Annotated in this window: 20 protein-coding genes and 1 pseudogene; 7 read left to right on the plus strand and 14 right to left on the minus strand. The window is 46.4% G+C overall.

Annotation, left to right across the window (positions count from 1 at the left end):
• Window positions 1-299: 299 nt before the first annotated feature.
• Together ydfK and KXD89_RS10910 are read right to left on the minus strand one after the other, a co-directional pair.
• Window positions 300-533 (minus strand): cold shock protein YdfK, encoded by a 234-nt coding sequence (gene ydfK / locus KXD89_RS10905; RefSeq protein ID WP_000836770.1) that lies wholly within the window; start codon window positions 531-533, stop codon window positions 300-302.
• Between the two features lie 68 nt (window positions 534-601).
• Window positions 602-715 (minus strand): YnaM/YnfT family protein, encoded by a 114-nt coding sequence (locus tag KXD89_RS10910; protein WP_120795384.1) that lies wholly within the window; start codon window positions 713-715, stop codon window positions 602-604.
• A 604-nt stretch (window positions 716-1,319) separates the two neighbouring features.
• Here KXD89_RS10910 and ydfJ point away from each other — a divergent pair.
• Together ydfJ and KXD89_RS10920 are read left to right on the plus strand one after the other, a co-directional pair.
• A pseudogene (ydfJ, locus tag KXD89_RS10915) lies at window positions 1,320-2,603 on the plus strand (MHS family MFS transporter YdfJ); the annotation flags it as partial.
• An 88-nt stretch (window positions 2,604-2,691) separates the two neighbouring features.
• A complete protein-coding gene (locus KXD89_RS10920; RefSeq protein WP_000527743.1) occupies window positions 2,692-4,152 on the plus strand; it encodes a mannitol dehydrogenase family protein in 1,461 nt (486 codons plus the stop codon).
• Window positions 4,153-4,186: 34 nt separating this feature from the next.
• On the opposite strand, the gene ydfZ is transcribed toward KXD89_RS10920, so the two are convergent.
• The 3 genes from ydfZ to ydfG all read right to left on the minus strand — a co-directional run bounded on the left by ydfZ (window position 4,187) and on the right by ydfG (window position 6,088).
• On the minus strand, window positions 4,187-4,390 hold the full coding sequence (gene ydfZ / locus KXD89_RS10925; RefSeq protein WP_000214712.1) for a putative selenium delivery protein YdfZ: 204 nt from the start codon (window positions 4,388-4,390) through the stop codon (window positions 4,187-4,189).
• A 176-nt stretch (window positions 4,391-4,566) separates the two neighbouring features.
• Window positions 4,567-5,253: a DNA-binding transcriptional regulator rspR gene (rspR, locus tag KXD89_RS10930; RefSeq protein ID WP_000215549.1), complete on the minus strand. Its 687-nt coding sequence runs from the start codon at window positions 5,251-5,253 to the stop codon at window positions 4,567-4,569.
• An 88-nt stretch (window positions 5,254-5,341) separates the two neighbouring features.
• Complete coding sequence (gene ydfG / locus KXD89_RS10935) at window positions 5,342-6,088, minus strand: bifunctional NADP-dependent 3-hydroxy acid dehydrogenase/3-hydroxypropionate dehydrogenase YdfG (RefSeq protein ID WP_000636571.1); 747 nt, start codon at window positions 6,086-6,088, stop codon at window positions 5,342-5,344.
• Window positions 6,089-6,224: 136 nt separating this feature from the next.
• On the opposite strand from ydfG, the gene dcp reads away from it, so the two are divergent.
• Window positions 6,225-8,270, plus strand: a complete 2,046-nt coding sequence (dcp, locus tag KXD89_RS10940; protein WP_000210373.1) for a peptidyl-dipeptidase Dcp — start codon at window positions 6,225-6,227, stop codon at window positions 8,268-8,270.
• A 43-nt stretch (window positions 8,271-8,313) separates the two neighbouring features.
• Here dcp and KXD89_RS10945 read toward each other — a convergent pair whose 3' ends face one another.
• Complete coding sequence (locus KXD89_RS10945) at window positions 8,314-8,832, minus strand: 2-oxo-tetronate isomerase (RefSeq protein ID WP_001024746.1); 519 nt, start codon at window positions 8,830-8,832, stop codon at window positions 8,314-8,316.
• A gap of 275 nt (window positions 8,833-9,107) precedes the next feature.
• On the opposite strand from KXD89_RS10945, the gene ydeI reads away from it, so the two are divergent.
• Together ydeI and dgcZ are read left to right on the plus strand one after the other, a co-directional pair.
• A complete protein-coding gene (gene ydeI, locus KXD89_RS10950) occupies window positions 9,108-9,500 on the plus strand; it encodes a YdeI family stress tolerance OB fold protein (RefSeq protein ID WP_000671737.1) in 393 nt (130 codons plus the stop codon).
• A 254-nt stretch (window positions 9,501-9,754) separates the two neighbouring features.
• A complete protein-coding gene (gene dgcZ / locus KXD89_RS10955) occupies window positions 9,755-10,645 on the plus strand; it encodes a diguanylate cyclase DgcZ (protein ID WP_000592814.1) in 891 nt (296 codons plus the stop codon).
• A gap of 114 nt (window positions 10,646-10,759) precedes the next feature.
• On the opposite strand, the gene mgtT is transcribed toward dgcZ, so the two are convergent.
• From mgtT to ydeE, 3 genes are all read right to left on the minus strand, one after another.
• Entirely contained in the window at window positions 10,760-10,864 is a 105-nt protein-coding gene (mgtT, locus tag KXD89_RS10960) for a protein MgtT (protein WP_211180496.1), read from the minus strand.
• On the minus strand, window positions 10,864-10,959 hold the full coding sequence (mgtS, locus tag KXD89_RS10965; RefSeq protein WP_000901367.1) for a protein MgtS: 96 nt from the start codon (window positions 10,957-10,959) through the stop codon (window positions 10,864-10,866). Before mgtS ends, mgtT begins: the two co-directional genes overlap by 1 nt.
• A 126-nt stretch (window positions 10,960-11,085) precedes the next feature.
• Window positions 11,086-12,273 carry an efflux MFS transporter YdeE gene (gene ydeE / locus KXD89_RS10970; RefSeq protein ID WP_001054204.1) on the minus strand — a complete coding sequence of 396 codons (1,188 nt, stop codon included), beginning with the start codon at window positions 12,271-12,273 and terminating at the stop codon, window positions 11,086-11,088.
• Between the two features lie 194 nt (window positions 12,274-12,467).
• Between ydeE and eamA the strand changes: the two genes are divergently transcribed.
• Window positions 12,468-13,367 carry an O-acetylserine/cysteine exporter gene (gene eamA, locus KXD89_RS10975; protein ID WP_000087187.1) on the plus strand — a complete coding sequence of 300 codons (900 nt, stop codon included), beginning with the start codon at window positions 12,468-12,470 and terminating at the stop codon, window positions 13,365-13,367.
• A 30-nt stretch (window positions 13,368-13,397) separates the two neighbouring features.
• Here eamA and marB read toward each other — a convergent pair whose 3' ends face one another.
• From marB to marR, 3 genes are read right to left on the minus strand one after another with little or no spacing between them, the layout of a single operon-like run.
• On the minus strand, window positions 13,398-13,616 hold the full coding sequence (marB, locus tag KXD89_RS10980; RefSeq protein WP_000803657.1) for a multiple antibiotic resistance protein MarB: 219 nt from the start codon (window positions 13,614-13,616) through the stop codon (window positions 13,398-13,400).
• Window positions 13,617-13,647: 31 nt separating this feature from the next.
• Entirely contained in the window at window positions 13,648-14,031 is a 384-nt protein-coding gene (gene marA, locus KXD89_RS10985; protein ID WP_000091199.1) for an MDR efflux pump AcrAB transcriptional activator MarA, read from the minus strand.
• A gap of 19 nt (window positions 14,032-14,050) precedes the next feature.
• Window positions 14,051-14,485, minus strand: a complete 435-nt coding sequence (marR, locus tag KXD89_RS10990; RefSeq protein WP_000843414.1) for a multiple antibiotic resistance transcriptional regulator MarR — start codon at window positions 14,483-14,485, stop codon at window positions 14,051-14,053.
• A 211-nt stretch (window positions 14,486-14,696) separates the two neighbouring features.
• On the opposite strand from marR, the gene marC reads away from it, so the two are divergent.
• The gene (marC, locus tag KXD89_RS10995) at window positions 14,697-15,362 is read left to right on the plus strand and encodes an NAAT family transporter MarC (RefSeq protein ID WP_000885033.1); all 666 of its coding nucleotides are present in this window, start codon (window positions 14,697-14,699) and stop codon (window positions 15,360-15,362) included.
• A gap of 24 nt (window positions 15,363-15,386) precedes the next feature.
• On the opposite strand, the gene ydeA is transcribed toward marC, so the two are convergent.
• Window positions 15,387-16,577, minus strand: coding sequence for an L-arabinose MFS transporter (ydeA, locus tag KXD89_RS11000; protein WP_000210799.1), 1,191 nt, complete (start codon window positions 16,575-16,577; stop codon window positions 15,387-15,389).
• Between the two features lie 149 nt (window positions 16,578-16,726).
• Entirely contained in the window at window positions 16,727-17,842 is a 1,116-nt protein-coding gene (yneK, locus tag KXD89_RS11005; RefSeq protein WP_000258599.1) for a putative protein YneK, read from the minus strand.
• Window positions 17,843-17,913: the final 71 nt, after the last annotated feature.

The raw sequence follows: 17,913 nt of genomic DNA on the forward strand, positions 1-17,913 counted from the left end.
AATTGGTGTTCATATCATAATGCATCTCAGAAAATAATTATGATTATTTTTGTGCATATTTGTATGTACACGTTCGAAAATAAACGAATGCGTATGCAACCCCGTAATTTTGGTGAGACCCAAAATCGATTTTGTGAAAAATGGCTTTAACTCGGTTTGTTTTTCGAGTTCCGGGCGGACTCAAGGAAGAAGAATAGTGTTGCGTGTTATTTTAACCAGATTTCAAGTTGTTTGGTCGTGGAAAAGTGGAGCAAAATGTTGTTAAAGTGGAAAAATGATAAAAAAGTAAGTTTATTATATTACATTTTACCATTTAAATTTTGGTTGTCTTTAAGAACTGATATCGCTGTTTGTAATAATTCTTTGTTATCCAGCCATGATGTTTTCTTTATGTTTCCTTCAATGTAATCAAGCAATGTTCTGGTATTGATAGGTCTTCCCTGTTTTGCTACTTCCACTACAGCATCCCCTAGGATAATTCTTACTTCAGGAAGCTGCGCAGGGAACCACTTTAGGGTGTCTTTTGATTTCATGAAGATATTCCTTAAAATATTATTGATTTTCATTGCGATATTGTATGTCTGATTCAGGATATGTTGACTTATACATCGGTTTTGTCTGGGTTATTGGATATGCCAATCCCTAATTTTATTAGGGCATGACTAAAAATGCTGAATATGATAAGGAGAGATGTGATTATCAGTATGCTGTTCATATAGCCTCGAATTAGTAATGTGTTATATATGATATAGTTGACAATTTTTATCTTGGGTGTTCTTAAAGTTCGTAGATAAACATTGTCGTTTCAGGTATACAGGAATGCTAACAGGTGGCAGCAAAAATCAGGCGGTTTATGGCGCAAGCTGAAGCGGCAACTGCAAACTATCTTATGTAGAGACTCTACACGGATTGGGTTTAAAAGTATACATAGATAACAGTTTTTATCTGAAAAAGAAAAATATCAAGGTGATATAGCCTATATGCCTTTGATGCGGAGGAATGAATGTGATGGGAGTGATGTATCTGAATAGTTGAAAAACCGCAGACACACCTTATGCAAGAACGTGCTGCGATTGGCTGGTAAATTTTTCGATAGTGTGAGTATTGAATGATTTCCAGCCGTTCTTGATTTTACGCATAAATCCATGAAAAAACTACTTATCTGTTGGGGAGTTTTTTTGGGGCATATATGGGACAGAAATAGGCCCCAGATAGACACTGAGATCGAACTTAGGATGCTTTTTAAAAAAATGCAACTATCTGAAAAAACCTAGAAAACGCCAAGGAAACCACAGGATGGGAAAAAACACCTGTGAATTATGGATTTCCAGTTATATTCGCTCGGCGCAGCGTTAGTGTTTCATGAAATATTTTTTCCTGAATCATCAACGGCAATGGCGTTAATTCTGGCAATGGGAACCTACGGTGCAGGTTATGTGGCGCGTATTGTCGGAGCATTTATTTTCGGCAAAATGGGCGACAGAATAGGGCGTAAAAAAGTGCTCTTTATTACCATCACCATGATGGGGATCTGTACCACCTTAATTGGTGTGTTACCGACCTATGCACAGATTGGTGTTTTTGCACCCATCTTGCTGGTGACGTTGCGTATTATTCAGGGGTTGGGTGCAGGTGCGGAAATTTCCGGTGCCGGTACGATGCTGGCGGAATATGCGCCAAAAGGTAAGCGCGGAATTATCTCCTCATTTGTGGCTATGGGAACTAACTGCGGAACCTTGAGCGCAACGGCAATCTGGGCCTTTATGTTCTTCATTCTCAGTAAAGAGGAACTGCTGGCGTGGGGATGGCGTATACCGTTCCTGGCGAGTGTTGTCGTGATGGTCTTTGCTATCTGGTTGCGTATGAATCTGAAAGAAAGCCCGGTCTTTGAGAAGGTTAACGACAGTAACCAACCGACAGCAAAACCTGCACCTGCTGGTAGCATGTTCCAGAGCAAATCCTTCTGGCTGGCAACAGGGCTGCGTTTTGGTCAGGCGGGTAACTCCGGGTTAATTCAGACTTTCCTTGCAGGCTATTTAGTGCAGACGTTATTGTTTAACAAAGCAATTCCAACAGATGCATTGATGATCAGTTCGATTCTCGGCTTTATGACCATTCCGTTCCTTGGTTGGTTATCCGATAAAATTGGTCGCCGGATCCCGTATATTATTATGAATACCTCCGCGATTGTGCTGGCATGGCCAATGCTTTCTATCATTGTAGATAAAAGCTATGCCCCGAGCACCATTATGGTTGCACTGATTGTGATTCATAACTGTGCGGTGCTGGGATTATTTGCTCTGGAAAACATTACCATGGCAGAAATGTTCGGCTGTAAAAACCGCTTTACCCGGATGGCTATTTCTAAAGAAATTGGTGGTCTTATCGCTTCCGGTTTTGGTCCTATCCTGGCGGGTATTTTCTGCACCATGACGGAATCCTGGTATCCGATCGTCATTATGATCATGGCATATTCAGTGATTGGTTTAATCTCTGCGCTGAAAATGCCAGAGGTGAAAGACCGTGATTTAAGTGCGCTGGAAGACGCTGCGGAAGATCAACCGCGTGTTGTAAGAGCTGCGCAACCTTCCAGAAGTCTGTAAACCCTTAATCCCTTCTCTTACCGGAGAGGGGATTTTTATTCATATAACAAAACATATAGCTTGCCATATTTATATTTAAGGAATTGTTATGGGAAATAATTTGTTATCAGCAAAAGCGACACTCCCTGTTTATGATCTTAATAACCTGGCTCCAAGAATTGTTCATTTAGGCTTTGGTGCATTTCACCGTGCGCATCAGGGTGTGTATGCCGATATTCTTGCTACGGAACATTTCAGTGACTGGGGATATTATGAGGTCAACTTAATCGGCGGCGAACAGCAAATTGCCGATTTACAACAGCAAGATAATCTTTATACCGTTGCGGAAATGTCGGCCGATGTGTGGACGGCTCGCGTCGTTGGCGTCGTTAAAAAAGCCTTGCACGTACAGATAGATGGCTTAGAAACCGTGTTGGCAGCGATGTGTGAACCGCAAATCGCGATTGTCTCTCTGACAATCACCGAAAAAGGGTATTTCCACTCTCCGGCGACCGGACAGTTAATGCTCGATCACCCGATGGTAGCTGCCGACGTGCAAAATCCCCACCAGCCGAAAACAGCAACAGGGGTGATTGTTGAGGCGCTGGCTCGCCGTAAAGCGGCAGGACTTCCCGCATTTACCGTCATGTCATGTGACAACATGCCAGAAAACGGTCATGTTATGCGTGACGTTGTCACTTCCTACGCACAAGCCGTTGATGTAAAACTGGCACAATGGATCGAAGATAACGTGACTTTCCCATCAACAATGGTGGACCGTATTGTGCCCGCAGTGACAGAGGATACGCTGGCGAAAATCGAACAACTTACCGGTGTGCGCGATCCTGCGGGCGTTGCCTGTGAACCTTTCCGCCAGTGGGTAATAGAAGATAACTTTGTTGCCGGACGTCCGGAATGGGAAAAAGCGGGAGCCGAACTGGTTAGCGATGTGCTGCCTTATGAAGAGATGAAGTTGCGCATGCTCAACGGCAGTCATTCATTCCTGGCGTATCTGGGGTATCTTGCAGGATATCAGCACATTAATGACTGTATGGAAGATGAACATTATCGTTATGCGGCGTATGGCTTGATGTTGCAGGAACAAGCGCCGACGTTGAAAGTGCAGGGCGTTGATTTGCAAGATTACGCTAACCGATTAATTGCACGCTATAGCAACCCGGCGTTACGTCATCGAACCTGGCAGATTGCGATGGATGGTAGCCAGAAATTGCCACAGCGGATGTTGGATTCTGTTCGCTGGCATCTGGCGCATGACAGCAAGTTCGATCTGCTGGCGCTGGGCGTCGCGGGTTGGATGCGTTATGTCGGTGGTGTTGATGAACAGGGAAATCCGATAGAAATCAGTGACCCACTGTTACCTGTTATTCAGAAGGCTGTACAAAGTAGTGCCGAAGGGAAAGCGCGCGTCCAGTCATTGCTGGCGATTAAGGCGATCTTTGGTGATGATTTGCCAGACAATAGTTTGTTTACTGCAAGAGTGACGGAAACGTACTTGTCTTTATTAGCGCATGGCGCGAAAGCGACCGTGGCAAAATATTCCGTGAAGTAAAAAAGCAATGCCGCCATCGGCGGCATTCACACGCTTAGTTCATGCCGAGACGAATCAGGTCCAGTGGTGCCAGTTTCTCTTCACAACCTTCAACAACTACGGTTTTTCCGCGGCGGATTTGCTCAGCGGTCAGACCTTCAGTATCAATCGACAGGATCTTGCCAGTGTGACCGGTGCCGCTAACCATAACACGGCTGCCAGTGGTGATTGCGTTACGGTTACGATCGTAGGTCGTCATAGGTGTTTTCTCCTTTCTGATTTACAGTCGAAGCCCACGTAACGGGCGCAATATAAATACTCCTGTCGAGTGAAATATTTTTTGTTTTTGATCAAGCTCACATCTTTTTTGATGCATGCATGAGCCATAAGGCGGGGGAAAAGACTCTCACCCCGGATGGGATGAGAGGAAATGAATTACTCTTCGCTAAACCAGTCGCTGTTTTCCTGGCGGATCTGGCGCACGGATTCGCTGATTTCCTGCAAATGTTGCGTCATTGCACGTTCTACCGCATCGCCATCACGTTTTTGCAGGGCAGAGAAAATATCAAGATGCTGGCGTAACAGCATTTCTGGTGGAGAAACGTGGTCGAAACTCATATAGCGCACGCGATCAACGGTCGCTTTCAGGTTCTCAATGGTATCCCACGCCAGTTGACAGTCGGCAATCTGCGTCAGGAGTTGATGGAAGTTGTCATCAAGTTCAAAAAAATCATCCAGTTGCTTGCGCTCAATGGCAATGCGTTGCTGGTGAAGATTTTGTTCCAGTTGATAGCACTGGCTTTCGGTAATCATGCTCGCCGCCCGACGCGCCACCGCGCACTCAATGGCCTGACGGATAAAACTGCCGTTGCGCACCTGGGCCATGGAAATTTTGTTGACGTAGCTGCCACGTTGCGGACGAATTTGAATCAGGCCGTTTTCCGCCAGTTTAATAAAGGCTTCACGAACCGGCTGGCGTGACACATTGAAACGAACAGAAACTTCTTTTTCCGACAACGGTGTGCCTGGAGCAATCAGGCAATGGACAATGTCGCGACGAAGAATACGATAAATCTGCTGATTGACAGGCTGTGTGGGATTAAGTTGCGTTTCGACGGTCATTCGTTCTTGCTTGTGAGTGAGTTAACTGCATGAGTCTACCACTTTTTTGTGACAAGCAATAACCCGGCAGTTACGCCGGGTATAAAAATTACTGACGGTGGACATTCAGTCCGGCATAGCTTTGGGTAACCGGCATCATTTCCAGGGTATTGATATTGACGTGAGCAGGCAGCGTTGACACCCACCAGACGGCTTCGCTGACATCTTCTGGCGTCAATGCAACGGTATTTTGATAGGTTTTTTCTGCTTTACCGTCATCGCCTTTAAAGCGGACATTGGAAAACTCGGTACCACCCACCAGACCCGGTTCGATGTCGGTGACGCGCACCGCCGTACCATGCAGATCCGTACGCAGATTCAGGCTAAACTGACGAACAAACGCTTTCGTCGCACCGTAAACGTTACCACCGGCATACGGCCAGCTACCTGCCGTTGAGCCAATGTTAATAATATGACCATGATTACGTTCAACCATACCCGGTAAGACGGCGCGCGTCATATATACCAGGCCTTTGTTGTTGGTATCAATCATCGTTTCCCAGTCTTCAACGCTGGCTTTATGCGCAGGCTCCATGCCCAACGCCAGGCCGGCATTATTTACCAGGATATCAATATTGCACCACTCGGCAGGAAGCGATGCCAGCATCTCTTCAATAGCGGCGCGGTTGCGAACGTCCAGTTGGGCGATATACAGATTATCTCCCAGTTCGTCTTTTAACTCCTGCAACCGTTCCTGGCGACGGCCAGTGGCGATAACTTTATGCCCTTGTTGAATAAAACGACGAGTAATGCATTCACCAAAACCTGCCGTTGCTCCAGTTACTAAAACGATCATCTCACTGTTCCTCAACGCTTTTGTGTGTCAATAACATAGCACGGGATGCTTAAGAGCGGGTAATACTGGATTGCAAGATTGCACTCCGTTATCAGTAAGCCTACGCTATGGAACACCTCGCGTTCAGGAGAAGAAAATGACAACAATGAATCCTTTCCTTGTGCAAAGCACACTGCCGTATCTGGCTCCCCATTTTGATCAAATTGCCAATCATCACTATCGCCCGGCATTCGATGAGGGAATGCAGCAAAAGCGGGCAGAAATTGCTGCCATCGCGCTTAACCCGCAAATGCCTGATTTCAACAATACTATTCTGGCACTGGAACAAAGCGGAGAATTACTTACCCGCGTTACCAGCGTCTTTTTTGCGATGACTGCGGCGCATACCAATGATGAATTACAGCGTCTTGACGAGCAGTTTTCCGCTGAACTGGCGGAACTGGCTAATGATATCTATCTGAACGGTGAATTATTCGCGCGGGTAGATGCTGTCTGGCAGCGCCGTGAATCCCTGGGGCTTGATAGTGAATCCATCCGCCTGGTGGAGGTGATTCATCAACGTTTTGTCCTTGCCGGAGCCAAACTTGCGCAAGCTGATAAAGCAAAATTAAAAGTACTGAATACAGAAGCTGCGACCCTGACCAGCCAGTTTAACCAGCGATTACTGGCAGCAAATAAATCCGGCGGTCTGGTTGTGAACGATATCGCGCAGCTGGCAGGAATGAGTGAGCAAGAGATTGCGCTGGCGGCAGAGGCGGCTCGCGAGAAAGGTCTGGATAACAAATGGCTGATTCCGCTGCTGAATACCACCCAACAACCGGCGCTTGCCGAAATGCGCGATCGTGCGACGCGTGAAAAACTGTTTATTGCGGGCTGGACGCGAGCGGAAAAAAATGATGCCAATGATACCCGCGCTATCATTCAACGTCTGGTGGAGATCCGTGCACAACAGGCAACACTACTTGGTTTTCCTCATTATGCCGCATGGAAAATCGCCGATCAGATGGCAAAAACACCTGAAGCAGCACTTAACTTTATGCGGGAAATTGTTCCAGCGGCGCGTCAACGTGCGAGCGATGAATTAGCCTCCATACAGGCGGTTATCGATAAGCAGCAGGGCGGGTTTAGCGCGCAGCCGTGGGACTGGGCATTTTATGCGGAACAGGTACGGCGGGAGAAATTTGATCTTGATGAGGCGCAGCTCAAGCCATATTTTGAATTAAACACGGTGTTAAATGAAGGTGTATTCTGGACCGCGAATCAGCTCTTCGGTATTAAGTTTGTCGAACGTTTTGATATTCCTGTCTACCATCCTGACGTTCGTGTGTGGGAAATTTTTGATCATAATGGCGTGGGGCTGGCGTTATTTTACGGTGATTTCTTCGCCCGTGATTCAAAAAGCGGCGGTGCATGGATGGGCAATTTTGTTGAGCAATCAACGCTTAATAAAACACATCCGGTAATTTATAACGTCTGCAATTATCAGAAACCCGCTGCCGGTGAGCCTGCGTTGTTACTCTGGGATGATGTCATAACCTTATTCCATGAATTTGGTCATACGCTGCACGGCCTTTTTGCCCGCCAGCGTTATGCCACGCTTTCCGGCACCAACACGCCGCGTGATTTTGTCGAATTTCCGTCGCAAATCAACGAACACTGGGCAACGCATCCGCAGGTATTCGCTCGCTACGCCCGGCATTATCAGAGCGGGGCAGCAATGCCTGACGAACTGCAACAGAAAATGCGTAATGCCAGCCTGTTCAACAAAGGGTATGAGATGAGCGAACTGCTTAGCGCCGCACTTCTCGATATGCGCTGGCATTGCCTGGAAGAAAACGAAGCAATGCAGGATGTCGATGATTTTGAATTGCGGGCGCTGGTGGCGGAAAATATGGATCTTCCTGCTATACCGCCACGCTATCGCAGCAGTTATTTCGCCCATATTTTTGGTGGCGGATATGCTGCAGGTTATTACGCTTATCTGTGGACGCAAATGTTGGCCGATGATGGTTATCAGTGGTTTGTTGAGCAGGGCGGATTAACGCGTGAAAATGGGCTGCGTTTTCGCGAGGCGATCCTTTCCAGAGGTAACAGCGAAGATCTGGAACGCCTGTATCGACAATGGCGCGGTAAGGCACCTAAGATTATGCCGATGCTGCAACATCGTGGCTTGAACATATAAACACCACCAATGGCTGGCCTGAGATATCGCCAGGCCAGCCTGGTTATAGCAGTAATTGCAGCAGCTGGGCGAGGGCAAACCTCACCGCTAAAGCTAATACCGTTTCGCAGTCGCCAGCAAAATGCATAACCGCAGTGTAGTTCTGGCCTTTAATATGCCACGCAAACCAGACGGTACCCGCTGGCGTACCATCTTCACCGCCCTCCGGTCCGCCGTAGCCGGTAATGGCAATACTGACATCAGCATCCGCACGCTCTATGGCACCGGTTGCCATTTCTGCTGCCACTTTCTCACTCACCGCAGAATATCGTTCAAGAGATTGCTGGCTTACGCTGAGGATTTTCATCTTTGCCTGATCGGTGAAAGTAACAAAGCCTGCACCGTAAAATTTGGGTGTATCTTCAGCTGCACACAGGGCGCTAGCCAACTTACCGCCGGTGCATGATTCGGCGGTAGTTAAGCGTAATTGATCCGCGATAAGTCTTTGACTCAACGCGGATGTCAGGTTTTCAATAGTATCGGTATCTACAAGTTGTACAATTTTATCTCTATTAATGTTCACTGTTTTTTGTCCACGCTTTTATATGTAAAGGTGATTTGCTTTTTCTGTATGCTCGTCCAATATAATAATTTTCAAACATATAAATCCGATTATTCTGAAAATATGTTTAAGACTTTTCAATCTTCTTAACTTTAGTGAGTTAAATTCTCTGTATATTTGACAGCTAGTTGGCTGATTTTAAATGCCTTATAACAATTGGCAATATTCTTATTTGGCAATTATAAAAATAGCAACCAGACTTAATAAGTCAAACCAAACGCAATTAAGGAGTTAGTATGAAATTTCAGGCCATTGTATTAGCAAGTTTTCTTGTCATGCCTTATGCGTTGGCAGATGACCAGGGCGGTTTAAAACAGGATGCAGCGCCACCGCCGCCTCATGCAATAGAAGATGGCTATCGCGGAACCGATGATGCAAAAAAAATGACCGTTGATTTCGCAAAAACCATGCACGATGGCGCTTCGGTTTCACTACGCGGTAATTTGATTTCTCACAAAGGAGAGGACCGTTACGTTTTTCGCGATAAGAGCGGTGAAATTAATGTCGTTATTCCTGCGGCCGTCTTTGATGGACGAGAAGTTCAGCCGGACCAGATGATCAACATTAGTGGCAGTCTGGATAAGAAAAGCGCGCCGGCCGTCGTTCGGGTCACTCATTTGCAGAAATAAAAATAAATTAGCCTGATGGCCTGAACTACTGGGCCATTAGGGTATTGGGTTATGCTATTTGTCATCCTTTTATTTACGATAATGCAGAGGTAATTTACAGAATTAAACACTTTTTTATCCGCTGATTTTGTTTTAAATCACAATGTTATCTCAGAGATGACTCATAACTTCGGATTTCTATGAAAATATTGACGTAATTTTGCTTTTCTCTCGTTAGAATAGCGCGCACAAGGAACTGTGAAAAAGGAGTGGCAATGATCAAGAAGACAACGGAAATTGATGCCATCTTGTTAAATCTCAATAAGGCTATCGATGCCCACTACCAGTGGCTGGTGAGTATGTTTCACAGCGTGGTCGCGAGAGATGCCAGTAAGCCAGAAATAACGGATAACCATTCTTATGGACTGTGCCAGTTTGGTCGGTGGATTGATCATCTGGGGCCACTCGATAACGATGAATTACCTTACGTTCGGCTAATGGATTCTGCCCATCAACATATGCATAACTGTGGTCGGGAATTAATGCTGGCTATTGTTGAAAATCACTGGCAGGACGCGCATTTCGACGCCTTTCAGGAGGGGTTGCTTTCTTTTACTGCGGCATTAACCGATTACAAAATTTATTTGCTGACGATCCGTAGCAATATGGATGTTTTGACGGGATTGCCGGGTCGTCGGGTTCTTGATGAATCCTTTGATCATCAGTTACGCAACGCTGAGCCTCTGAATCTTTATTTAATGTTGTTGGATATTGACCGATTTAAATTGGTTAATGATACCTACGGGCATTTAATCGGCGATGTAGTATTACGCACCCTGGCAACTTACTTAGCCAGTTGGACGCGTGATTACGAAACGGTTTATCGCTACGGGGGCGAAGAATTTATCATTATTGTCAAAGCGGCTAATGATGAAGAAGCATGTCGTGCAGGTGTCAGAATTTGCCAGTTAGTCGATAACCATGCCATCACACATTCTGAAGGGCATATCAACATTACCGTGACAGCAGGTGTGAGTCGCGCATTTCCTGAAGAGCCTCTGGATGTGGTCATTGGAAGAGCGGACCGGGCAATGTATGAGGGTAAGCAAACCGGAAGAAATCGCTGCATGTTTATTGACGAACAAAATGTGATTAACCGAGTTTAAGCTCCGTTTAACATTCATTGAGAAAACTGATGCTACTGTGTCAACGATTCGTTATCAGTGCAGGAAAATGCCTGTTAGCGTAAAAGCAAAACACAAATCTATCCATGCAAGCATTCACCGCCGGTTTACTGGCGGTTTTTTTTCGCCGTCATAAAAATCAGGCCCCTTGTACACAACTGTAACAAGGGGCCGGTTAGGTGAGGGATTATCTCCGTTCATTAGTCATCCCATTTGTGGCTGAAATACGCGGCCAGAAAACCAGAAAATAAAATTATTCCCAGTACGGCCATAAAAACATTCATATTACCCAGCATTATTTGCCTCCGTTTATGGTGTGGTGTGTTTCCTCGCTTACCTTAATTTTCATCTCAATGAGAAAGATATTAGCAGAGGTAACCTAAACGAAGGCTGAATTAAATCTTTATTGTGTTCGACTTAAATCAACAAAGCGCGGGCTGCCCCCACGGTCTTGCTCGAATCCCTTTTAACATCAGCACCCACGCAGCAATGATCACCAACGCTAAGATGACAAACAGCGAGGAAGGCGGCAGGCTGGTTAGCACTACGCCACTCACTAATGGGTTAATCGCGGCACCAAGCCAGCCTAAAGACTGGGCGGAAAAATAGCTGGCTTTCATTTCTGGCGGCGCAATATGGTCAATCAACATATACTCGCCCGGCGCATAAATGATTTCACCGACAGTAAATACCGCAGCTGACATACCCCACAATAGCAGGCTGTTGCCGGAAAAAATAAAACCGACCAGACCGATGACGAAACAGAGGGTGCCTGCTGTCATCAGCGCGCGGATGTTAGCCGGGTTAAGTCGGCGGCCCACGGAATATTGCAACGTAACCACCATGGCAGCATTCACCGGAAGAACAACCGCGACCACCTTTTCGGCAAAATCCCCATCAGCAATCACCATCACATATTGTGAAATGCATGAAGCAAATGCGCCGCTTACAAAAGAAGCCAGAAAACCAGAGCAGGTAAACCACAACAGTGCTTTATCTTGTAATAAAACTTTCGGCGACCAGACACTGCCTGTTTCCGTGGCGATGATTTTCTCGCTGCGCTTTACCCAAATTTGAATGAAAAGCATGGGAAACGCGGAACAGATAGCTGCCAGCCAGAAGGGCAGATTGATGCTCTGCATTACCAACAGCGTGCCGAGCGGCGGACCGATGGTCCAGCCAATGTTTAGCATGGTGTAGTTGATTGAGAAGATTTTCGTTTTGCTGGTGGACGAAAGATTGTCGGCAAACCAGGCTTTCAGCACGGTAGCAAAAACAGAATAGGCGCAGTTAATGAGGGCAAAAAAGAGCACAACCAGCGTCACGTTATTCACTAAAGTAATGGCAATAAAACCGCTGGCGAAGGCGGTAATTGCCAGTAACATATAGCGTTTCTTGTCGAACTTATCCGCCAGGATACCAAAACCGAGGCTAAAAACGACGCCAATAGTGAGCGCAATTGTCATCGCATAACCGATTAGATCGACACTCAGGCTGTACTGGCGACTCAAGTAAATGGTCATAAATGGCAGCGTAGCGCCGCGTCCGATGGTTAATAACAACGACGAGGCAAGAAGGGCGCTGGTAGAGCGTCGTAGGGATAAGTTCATTTGTCTGTCCGGCAGTGCGTTTCGTTATGTTTTGTTTTAGAGATGTAAAGAAATAGCATGGCAAAAATCCGAAGTATAGCGACTTATTTGCGCATTAATGCCGTCGTAACCGGCGACTAACGAATCAACTGTTAAAGAAAAGTAAATTCAGCTAAGTTGATTGCTTACAAAAGATGAAATTCAGAGGCGGTAGAATGTCGCGAAAAGATGGGGTGTTGGCGCTACTGGTAGTGGTCGTATGGGGGCTAAATTTTGTGGTCATCAAAGTGGGGCTTCATAACATGCCACCGCTGATGCTGGCCGGTTTGCGCTTTATGCTGGTCGCTTTTCCGGCTATCTTTTTTGTCGCACGACCGAAAGTACCACTGAATTTGCTGCTGGGGTATGGATTAACCATCAGTTTTGCGCAGTTTGCTTTTCTTTTTTGTGCCATTAACTTCGGTATGCCTGCTGGACTGGCTTCGCTGGTGTTACAGGCACAGGCGTTTTTTACTATCATGCTTGGCGCGTTTACTTTCGGGGAGCGACTGCATGGCAAACAATTGGCGGGGATCGCCTTAGCGATTTTTGGCGTACTGGTGTTAATCGAAGATAGTCTGAACGGTCAGCATGTGGCGATGCTCGGCTTTATGTTGACCCTGGCGGCAGCATTTAGTTGGGCGTGTGGCAACATCTTCAATAAAAAGATCATGTCGCACTCAACGCGTCCGGCGGTGATGTCGCTGGTAATCTGGAGCGCTTTAATCCCAATCATTCCCTTCTTTGTTGCCTCGCTGATTCTCGATGGTTCCGCAACCATGATTCACAGTCTGGTTACTATCGATATGACCACCATCTTGTCTCTGATGTATCTGGCGTTTGTGGCGACAATTGTTGGTTATGGGATCTGGGGGACGTTACTGGGACGCTATGAAACCTGGCGGGTTGCACCGTTATCGTTACTGGTGCCCGTAGTAGGACTGGCAAGTGCGGCACTATTGTTGGATGAACGCTTAACGGGTCTGCAATTTTTAGGTGCGGTGCTCATTATGACCGGGCTGTATATCAATGTATTTGGCTTGCGGTGGCGTAAAGCGGTAAAGGTGGGAAGTTAATAAGCCCCGAGATGTCGGGGCCAGAACAAACTACATAGCGTGTTGATTATAATAGGGCACGCCGAGCGCATCCGACTTATCACTGCCAGTACCCATGTGATTTAAATCAAACGGTGGGTGTTCCTGCGATGGGGGAACAACCACGACATTGGCACAAGAAGTAACAACTGGCTGCGTGGTTTGTTCCGCAACGCCCTGCGCGGAAAAGAGAATAAGCGCAGCTGCTATTGCGGATGAAAGTGGTTTCATGATTGCCTCAGTGACGTTGTCACGTTTTCAACTAGCTGTTGTAATGATTTAATGGATGTAAAAAGCGCGATTCGCCCTGCATATTGGTCATCCGGTATTTATGCGGCGGAACATCAAAGTAATTTTTGAAGGTTCGGGTCAGAGTTTGTTGCGACTCGAAGCCATATCGTTCTGCCAGATAGAGTATCGGCTCGTTACTTTCCTTCAGCTTTTGCGCGATTTCCGTCATCTTACGGCTGCGGATGTATTGGCCTAATGAATGACCGGTTTCTTTTTTAAACATCCGTTGCAGGTGCCATTTGGAGTAACCCGAACGCTCTGACACTTTCTCCAGTGACAGTGGCGATTCCAGGTTGTCCTCGATCCAGTCCAAAATGCTATGAATGGTAATAGCGTCAGTATTGCGTCTGGACATCGTCATACCTCTTTTTTGTTTACGGCAGGACTTTCTTAAGCAAATACTCAAGTGTTGCCACTTCGTCCGCCGTCAGGTTTTTTGTTAATTCTTGGTGCAGGTCCTGGCCAACTAATTGATGGCATTGTTCACATATTGCCGCGCCGCCGGTGGTAAGTTTTACCAGTACGCCGCGCTTGTCATTCGGGTTCGGCAACCTTTCCACCCAGCCTTTACAGACCAGGCGATCCAGCATACGGGTCAGTGCTCCCAGGTCGACCGACAATACCTTTTTCAGTTCAACCGGAGTAATACACGCCGCGCAGCGGATAGAGCAGAGCACCTTAAACTGTGCCGCGGTAATATCCAGCGGAGACAGATACTCGTTAAGCAGGCGATCTTTCTTCTGATTAACCATATGGATTAAGCGACCCAATGGAATAATTTCATTGAACAGATCGCTGGTACTTTTCACATTAGTTGCCCTGGCAAGTAATTAGTTGCAGGGGATAATATTGCCCAGGCAAGTATAAGTCAAATGAATGAATTGACCGATGCCACGTTTTGCTAAATCGGTTCAAGTTTTGTTCAATGCGATGCAAGGCTAGCTAAAGAGTGACACTTTATCCTTGTTTACCCCTTATACTTTTCGCTGATAACCCAGATACACAGGATAACAACCACCAATGTTAGATTTGTTTAAAGCAATTGGCCTGGGGCTGGTGGTGTTGCTGCCGTTAGCTAACCCATTAACAACTGTCGCGTTATTTCTTGGCCTGGCAGGCAACATGAACAGTGCCGAACGTAATCGTCAGTCGTTGATGGCCTCGGTGTACGTATTTGCCATCATGATGGTGGCGTATTACGCCGGGCAACTGGTGATGGATACATTTGGCATTTCGATTCCCGGTCTGCGAATTGCAGGCGGCTTAATCGTCGCGTTTATCGGTTTTCGGATGCTCTTTCCGCAACAGAAAGCGATTGATTCACCGGAGGCGAAAAGCAAGTCGGAAGAGCTGGAAGATGAACCCAGTGCCAATATTGCCTTTGTGCCGCTGGCAATGCCAAGTACTGCCGGTCCGGGAACCATAGCGATGATTATTAGCTCGGCGTCCACAGTGCGTCAGAGTTCAACCTTCGCTGATTGGGTACTGATGGTTGCGCCGCCGCTGATCTTTTTCCTGGTGGCGGTTATTTTGTGGGGAAGCCTACGCAGCTCCGGCGCAATTATGCGGCTGGTGGGCAAGGGTGGCATTGAAGCGATCTCCCGTCTGATGGGATTCCTGCTGGTATGTATGGGTGTGCAGTTTATTATTAACGGCATCCTGGAAATCATTAAAACGTACCATTAAAAAAGGCCCGAATGGGCCTTTCAACTATTGCGTCTGTTCTTCGAGTGTCACTGGCCAGCGGCGAAATATAATGATTGACCAAATTAACGCGGCAAAAGCAGGCACCGCGCCCACATAACCAATCATCGACATTGACCAGTGCAAACTCACCTGATTACCTACCAACGCACCCGCCCCGATTCCAATATTAAATATGCCGGAGAATAGCGCCATCGCGACGTCGGTAGCATCTGGTGCCAGCGCCAGCACTTTAACCTGCATACCAAGCCCGATGATCATCATCGCGATCCCCCAGAAAATACTCAGCACCCCGAGGTGTATTTCACTGTTCGCCGCAGGTAACAGCAATGCCAGGCACACCAGCAACAGCGCAATCGCCGTACTCACCAACGCAGACGCATACTGATTACCCAGTTTACCGAAAATCACGCTGCCAATAATGCCCGCACCACCGAGTAATAACAGTAATGCCGTGGCAAAGTTGGCGCTGAATCCCGCAATGTTTTGTACAAAAGGCTCGATATAGCTGTATGCCGTGTAATGGGCGGTGACAACCACCACAGTTAACAAATAAATGCTCATCAATGCCGGGCGGCGGAACAATAGCGGGAGGCTTTTCAGTGAACCGGAATGCTCACTGGGCAGTAAGGGAAGTAACTTAATCAGGCACAAAAGGGTGATAAGCGCCCCAATACCAATCGCGAAGAAGGTCATTCGCCAACCGAAATACTGGCCCACAATGCGCCCGAGAGGTAAACCTAAGACCATCGCCAGTGCTGTACCGGTGGCAATTAAACTCAATGCCTGTGCTCGCTTCCCGGCCGGAGCCATACGGATCGCCAGAGACGCCGTAATCGACCAGAAAATCGCATGTGCAAAAGCCACACCAATGCGACTGATCACCAGAACGGTAAAGCTCCACGACAAAAACGACAGTACGTGGCTGGCAATAAACACCACAAACAGGCAGATCAGTAATTTGCGCCGTTCAACCTGACTGGTCATTAACATAAAAGGCAATGACATTAGCGCTACTACCCATGCGTAAATGGTCAACATGATGCCGACCTGAGCGGTTTGCATGTGAAAACTTTGCGCAATGTCAGAGAGCAGGCCAACAGGGACAAATTCGGTGGTGTTGAAGATGAAGGCGGCGACTGCCAGCGTAACGACCCGTAGCCACGCCACTTTGCGGGAAACAGTGTTTGTTGTCATAACAGATTATCGGGTGAGTTGCGAAAAAGTGATGAAATGATCTTAAAACGGTTAATGATGTGAATACAATGCATTTGTGATCTGGATCGCGTTTTCCGTTTCTCTGACGCTGATTCTTTCACGCGTCAGAGAGTCGGTAACATCACGGTTTAATGACGTTCAGGGAGGTCTGGCGTTTTGGCGGTTGCGGGTATAGGTGGTCTGACAGGGGAGCGAGGCCTGTTTTTCACCAGGTCTTCGTGAGTAACTTTTGGCGGTGTTTCATTTTTTACAAACAGTTTGAGGGTCCTGCGCGCCATATGTTTGATAATTTTATCATCACTTAATGATGCTGGCATCAACACGTCATTCAAATCACTTTCATTGGGATTCATAAATTGGTGATAGTGCAATAACATATTGGCGAAAAATAAAAACAAGTTCTGAAAATGAGGAGATTCTTGTTCTGCTAAAAGGGATAAAAAGCAGATGCAGACTTCGGGTAGTACATGTTTGTTAGAACCTAATGAATCCATCAGGCTTTGCAACAAATCCTCTTTTAATTCGCTGTCCGTTATGTCGAGAATGGCGGTGATCAAGTTAGGATCTTTATTGACGAACCATCTGTGAACCTCAGAGTTATTCCATAATCGGGGGAGTATGACAAAATTACCGCGAGAGATAAAATTCAGGACAAGCAAATCAAACTGGCGTAAGTAATCTGCAGCGGTATGGTGATCCGAAGGCAGGGGTTCAATATGTGGTGTATGCGCTCTTTTGATGGGAACACCAGGGTTGATCATTGGAAATTGTTCAATAAAATCATTCAGAAACAGAAAGAGTACACGCTCGACGCCGGTCTGAAATACGCGCCCCATAGTGACAGGCTTTGGGTTGGGAGCGCAAAAAATATTAATTTCTCCATCATGGCGAAAATTATCTAAATAAATAGGGCTTAAATTTATTACTACCTGAAATTCAATATTTTCTTTGTGTCTTCCATTCCTGGCGGGATAAGTGAGTTTAAACTGAACCTTTTCATTGTATAGCGTGTCGTTACCCCGAAAAGAAGTCCTCTGAATATATGATAAGTTGTCAAGGTTATTAAATATCTTTTTTGTGGCTGAGTTGATGTTTAAAGACGTGCGCCACTCTTCATTACATATTATTGTACTAAGTGCATCAATAAAATCCTTTAAAACTTCTTTTACCTGCGGTGCAATATTACGTACGGGAAAATCATCAGGAAGAGATATGTAATTGCTGATGCTTACTGGCGTAACCATATTTGCCCCATATAGTCATAAGTCATCGGAACATCACTATATAGAGCATATTAACCGCAAGAACTATCAAA

Origin of the sequence: Escherichia sp. TC-EC600-tetX4 (genome assembly GCF_019356055.1) — a bacterium.
Taxonomy (GTDB): Bacteria; Pseudomonadota; Gammaproteobacteria; order Enterobacterales; family Enterobacteriaceae.